This is a genomic window from Bdellovibrionales bacterium (assembly GCA_019750295.1).
Taxonomy (GTDB): Bacteria; Bdellovibrionota; Bdellovibrionia; order Bdellovibrionales; family JAGQZY01; genus JAIEOS01.
This window is the reverse complement of sequence record JAIEOS010000032.1, coordinates 1-4,630: the sequence shown is the minus strand read 5'-3', so window position 1 is coordinate 4,630 and position 4,630 is coordinate 1. Positions and strand designations below refer to the sequence as shown.

General features: G+C 46.9%; 7 protein-coding genes. 3 read left to right on the top strand and 4 right to left on the bottom strand.

Going from position 1 to position 4,630, the window contains the following annotated elements; all coding sequences use genetic code 11:
* Nucleotides 1–86 precede the first annotated feature (86 nt).
* On the bottom strand, nt 87–371 hold the full coding sequence (locus K2Q26_07950) for a 2Fe-2S iron-sulfur cluster binding domain-containing protein (protein MBY0315437.1): 285 nt from the start codon (nt 369–371) through the stop codon (nt 87–89).
* Nucleotides 372–400: 29 nt separating this feature from the next.
* On the opposite strand from K2Q26_07950, the gene K2Q26_07945 reads away from it, so the two are divergent.
* The 3 genes from K2Q26_07945 to K2Q26_07935 are packed head-to-tail and all read left to right on the top strand — an operon-like array spanning nt 401 to nt 2,524.
* Nucleotides 401–1,030 (top strand): SDR family oxidoreductase, encoded by a 630-nt coding sequence (locus K2Q26_07945; GenBank protein MBY0315436.1) that lies wholly within the window; start codon nt 401–403, stop codon nt 1,028–1,030.
* A 56-nt stretch (nt 1,031–1,086) separates the two neighbouring features.
* Nucleotides 1,087–2,019 (top strand): thioredoxin-disulfide reductase, encoded by a 933-nt coding sequence (trxB, locus tag K2Q26_07940; protein ID MBY0315435.1) that lies wholly within the window; start codon nt 1,087–1,089, stop codon nt 2,017–2,019.
* A gap of 13 nt (nt 2,020–2,032) precedes the next feature.
* A complete protein-coding gene (locus K2Q26_07935; GenBank protein ID MBY0315434.1) occupies nt 2,033–2,524 on the top strand; it encodes a response regulator in 492 nt (163 codons plus the stop codon).
* Between the two features lie 47 nt (nt 2,525–2,571).
* Here K2Q26_07935 and K2Q26_07930 read toward each other — a convergent pair whose 3' ends face one another.
* The 3 genes from K2Q26_07930 to K2Q26_07920 all read right to left on the bottom strand — a co-directional run.
* Entirely contained in the window at nt 2,572–3,402 is an 831-nt protein-coding gene (locus tag K2Q26_07930; protein MBY0315433.1) for an ABC transporter permease, read from the bottom strand.
* A complete protein-coding gene (locus K2Q26_07925; GenBank protein MBY0315432.1) occupies nt 3,399–4,271 on the bottom strand; it encodes an ABC transporter permease in 873 nt (290 codons plus the stop codon). The genes K2Q26_07930 and K2Q26_07925 overlap by 4 nt, the downstream gene beginning before the upstream one ends.
* 71 nt (nt 4,272–4,342) lie before the next feature.
* On the bottom strand, nt 4,343–4,630 hold a 288-nt coding region (locus tag K2Q26_07920), incomplete at its 5' end, for a hypothetical protein (GenBank protein ID MBY0315431.1).

Here is a 4,630-nt window from a genome sequence, read left to right as displayed (position 1 = left end):
CGATGGACAGGACAGTTATAGCTAATAGGTTGGTTAAATTCATTTTGGCCTCCATTGCAGAGGCATTACGCAATTAGGGTGCCACCCTACCAATAAGTGGTTTTTACAATCAGGTTCGTCGTCACAGGAAGTTGGCAGCTTAAACGCTGATCCTTATCAAAGTGGTTTTTAGCCTTCCACTTTTCCTCCAGTTCGGTCATCGGCGGCATATCCGCATCGGAGGAATCAATGGAGACCAGGCACTTTCCGCAAATCCCATCGCCATTGCAGGAGGAGGCGATAGGTATTCCGTTGTCCTTAAGGACGCGGAAGAGATTTTCCCCCTTGTCACATGTGAGAGTTTTGTTAAGTTGAGGGAGAGATACCTTCATTCCCTAAGTTTACCAATAAAGAGTGCGCGATGGAAAAAATATTAATCATTGGCGGAGGCCGTGGACTCGGTGGAGCCTTCCTTAAATTATGGCAAAACGAACGTCCTCACGACGATGTCGTTGTGACATCGCGAAAGCTTGTGTCGGGAGTCAAATCACGACTTTGTGATTTCTCGAAAGCGTCGGATGTGGAAAGCCTTCTTGATTTTATGGGAGACTGGCAGCCGCACCGAGTCTTTTGTTTCCCGGGAGGCGGGCCTTACGGGAAGTTTCACGAAAAATCTTGGAAGGATCACGACTGGGCACTCAAAGTAACGCTTTTATCGCCGATGCAGATCATTCATGGTTTTCTGAACATACCGGGGGCGCAGCAAATGGTTGTCGTAGGATCGGCCATTGCCGAAGCTCAGGCAGATGCTTTTGCAGCGAGTTACTCCTCGGGGAAGCACGGACTTCTTGGGCTTATGAAGTCTTTGCATGCTGAAGGGCTCAATAAAGATCTCAGACTTCTGAGTCCCGGTTATATGGCCACTGATATGCTTCCAAATAAGGCAGCGCTTCGAGCCGATATCAAGCCCGCCTCTGCCGAATTCGTGGCTCGCCAGATGTACGACTGGGTTACGCAAAACACCTCAAATTGGCATCTTATAGCACCTTGATTTCCCTCTCATCCGCCTGATATTAAGAAGAACGAAATCACACAATGGGAGACGGTATGAGTAATGTTGAAAATCTGATTATAATTGGTTCTGGCCCGGCCGGATTAACCGCAGCGATTTATGCCTCACGTGCATTACTCAATCCATTAATGATTGAAGGTGAGGAAGTGGGCGGGCAGCTCATGACAACCACCGAAGTGGAGAACTTTCCTGGATTTGCCAAAGGGATCATGGGCCCTGAGCTCATGGTCGAAATGAAAGGCCAAGCTGAGCGCTTCGGCACTCGGTTTATTTCTCGAAACGTGACGAAGGTGGATTTTTCGCAAAGACCTTTTAAAGTCTGGATCGGCGAAGAGTGCCATCAGGCCAAATCGATCATTATCTCGACAGGGGCCTCCGCAAAGTATTTAGGCCTCGAAACTGAAAGAAAATACTTGGGCCGCGGAGTCTCCGCTTGTGCAACCTGTGACGGTGCATTTTTTAGAAATCAAGAGGTCGTGGTCATCGGTGGCGGTGATACCGCGATGGAAGAGGCCAACTTTTTAACCCGTTTCGCCAGCAAAGTGACCATTGTTCATCGTCGCGATAGTTTCCGCGCCTCGAAAATCATGGCCGATAAAGCCATGGCGAATCCTAAGATCGAAGTGATCTGGGACTCTGAAATGATCGAAGTGAAGGGTGATGAGAAAAGCGTGACCGGCATCAAGATTCGCAACCTCAAGACGAACCAAGAGACCGAACTTAAAACGCAAGGGGTCTTCGTTGCCATCGGCCATAAACCGAATACTGATCTTTTTAAGGGCAAGTTGAAGATGAATGATGTGGGCTATCTCACGACCGAGATCGTCAATACCGCGACTTCAGTCGAAGGTGTATTTGCTGCCGGAGACGTAGCGGACCCTATATACCGTCAAGCCATTACTGCTGCAGGAACTGGTTGCATGGCGGCCATGGATTGTGAAAAATGGTTAGAAGCTCACGGCCACTAAAAAAGGATTTTTTTTGAAGAAGAAAAGCATCAGCACCAAAGACCTTGTCGATAAGATCGAAAAGCTCACCAAGGAAAGACTCACGAGCGAAAGTGTTGTGAGTCTTGATGAGTTTAGAAAACTCAAAAACAAAAACGAGCACAAGTGTCTGCTGATCATCGAAGATGATGAGACCATGCGCCAGGCGATGAAGCGGATCTTTATGAGTGAAGGATACATCGTTAAAACCGCCGCTGATGGAACTCAGCTTTCGACGGTTCTTGATGACTCTCCGATTGACCTCATTATCTTAGATATAGGTTTACCTTGGATTAATGGCTTCGAACTCGCCAAACTTTTAAAAGAGCACGAGGATTTACGCTCAATTCCGTTGGTGTTTGTTTCTGGAAAAACGAGCGAATTGGATATTAAGCGCGGCTTTGAAGTGGGCGCCGATGAATACATCAAAAAGCCCTTCGATGTGGATCAAATCAAAAAAGTAGTCGCAAAACTTTTAGAATCCTAGGTAACAGTTCCCTTTTTGTTGTGCTGTACGCAACAAAAAGGGAACTGTTACCTGCGGAACTTGGGATCGAAGCTTTTTCGGAGCTCTTCTACGAACAGAGTTATTGCTAGAATAAGACCAAACATAAAGGTGGTGGCGGCCGCAAGGTTCCACCAAATTCCTCGGGCCAATTCAACTTTCGCGTCGTCGATCATCATGCCCCAAGATGGAGTTCCGGCCTCAACTCCGAGACCAAGGTAGCTTAGAATCACTTCGATCTTAATGGCGGCGACAAAGCTCAAGGCAAATTGAATTAAAATGATGGGTGAGACGTTAGGAAGAATATGTTTGATTATTTTTCGGAAATGGCCCGCACCTAACGCGGTTGTCGCATGAACATATTCTAGATTTTTCTTCTTGAGAAACTCGCCCCGCACGATTCGACAGAGGGGAACCCAGCCCGTAAGCCCGAGCGCCAAGTAAACATTTGTGATTCCTTGGCCTAGCGTATAGGCAAAAGCCGCTAAAAGTAAAATGTAGGGAATCGAATCCAGTGTGGTGTAAAGCCACTGTATGCCTTCGTCGATCCATCCTCCAAAATAGCCAGCAAGCGCTCCGAGGATTGTACCAATGATTGTTGAGAGGAGGGCCGCGAAAATTCCAATAGAAAATGCGGTGACGGTCCCGTGAAGGGCGCGCGCGAGCACGTCGCGACCAAAGACGTCAGTCCCCAACCAATGAAGGGACGAGGGGGCGGCGTAGACCAAATGCTCTTGCGACGTCTGATAAGAGCTTCCCAAGACGCCTGTTAAAGTCCCCAAGCAAAGAAGAATATAGACAGTTAAGACTGCCGACGAAAAAAAACCGAGTGGAGTTTTAAAAATCTGAGATATTTTCATCGGAGTTCGATCCTTGGATCAATCCAGCTGTAAATGAGATCATTTAATAGATTAAACAAAATATAAACTAAAGTTCCGATGACGGTGAGTGCTTTGATCACTGGGAAATCGCTACTTTGAATGGCTGTCACGAGCAAGCCTCCCAGTCCGGGAATCCCAAAAAAAGCTTCAAGTAAAAGCGATCCCGTCATCAATGAGGGCATTTGCGTAATAATCAGAGTGATAATCGGAATCAAAGAATTCTTGAGAATATGGCGACCGTACAGCCCCCAGGTTCCTACGCCCTTGGCTTTGGCTGTTCTCACATAGTCGCTTTCGGCATCTTCAATGAGTGCCGTACGAAACATAAGAATTTTAGGGCCGATACTGACGCAAATATAAATTGCGCAGGGAAGAGTTACATACTGCCAGCGTCCGATCCAGCTTGTACTCCAGCCATACACCGGAAACAAATTGAGATCATAAGCAAAGAATCGTTGGAAAGCGATAATGTAAACTAGAAAGCTCACGCTCATCATCGCGAGACAGATCACCACAACGGCGGACGATAGAAAAGAATCGCGAAAGATGACCGCGATCATCGCGATAAACAACGCGATCAGACAGCTCAAGAGGAAGGCGGGAATCGTGATCGAAAGAGATGGACCAATTCCCTGCGCCAGCATTTGTCCGATGGATTCGTTGGTCGACCAGCTCCGTCCCCAGTTAAACGTAACCACTTGTTTTAGAAAAAAACCGTATTGGGAAATCAGTGACCGATCCATTCCTAATTCATGACGGATTTGAGCAATCACTTCTGGGCTTGCGTTTTTACCCGCCTGAACCACGGCGGGATCTCCGCCCACCCAGTGAAAAAGAATAAAAGTCACCAGCGTGACTCCAAAAAGTACGGGGATCGTATAAAGGATGCGGCGAAGAATAAAGCTAGCGATACAAACTCCTAATATTTCTTTTTAAGTTCTGCGCGCTCGGCGGTATCAATTCTTAAATACTTGTAACTATTTTTAATCATTTGTTCGTACTGGTAATTTTTAAGCCAAGGTTGTTGCATCACCGTGCGAGAGCGATGGATTGTCGCCATCCAAGGAACTTCTTCTCTGAGAATGTCTTCCATTTGCTCGTACATGCGAGTGCGTTCCGGCCCGGGGGGTAAAAGTTTAGCTTTGCGATACAAATCATCATAATTAGAATTTTTAAAATTGGAACTGTTCGGACCCGGTGAAATATT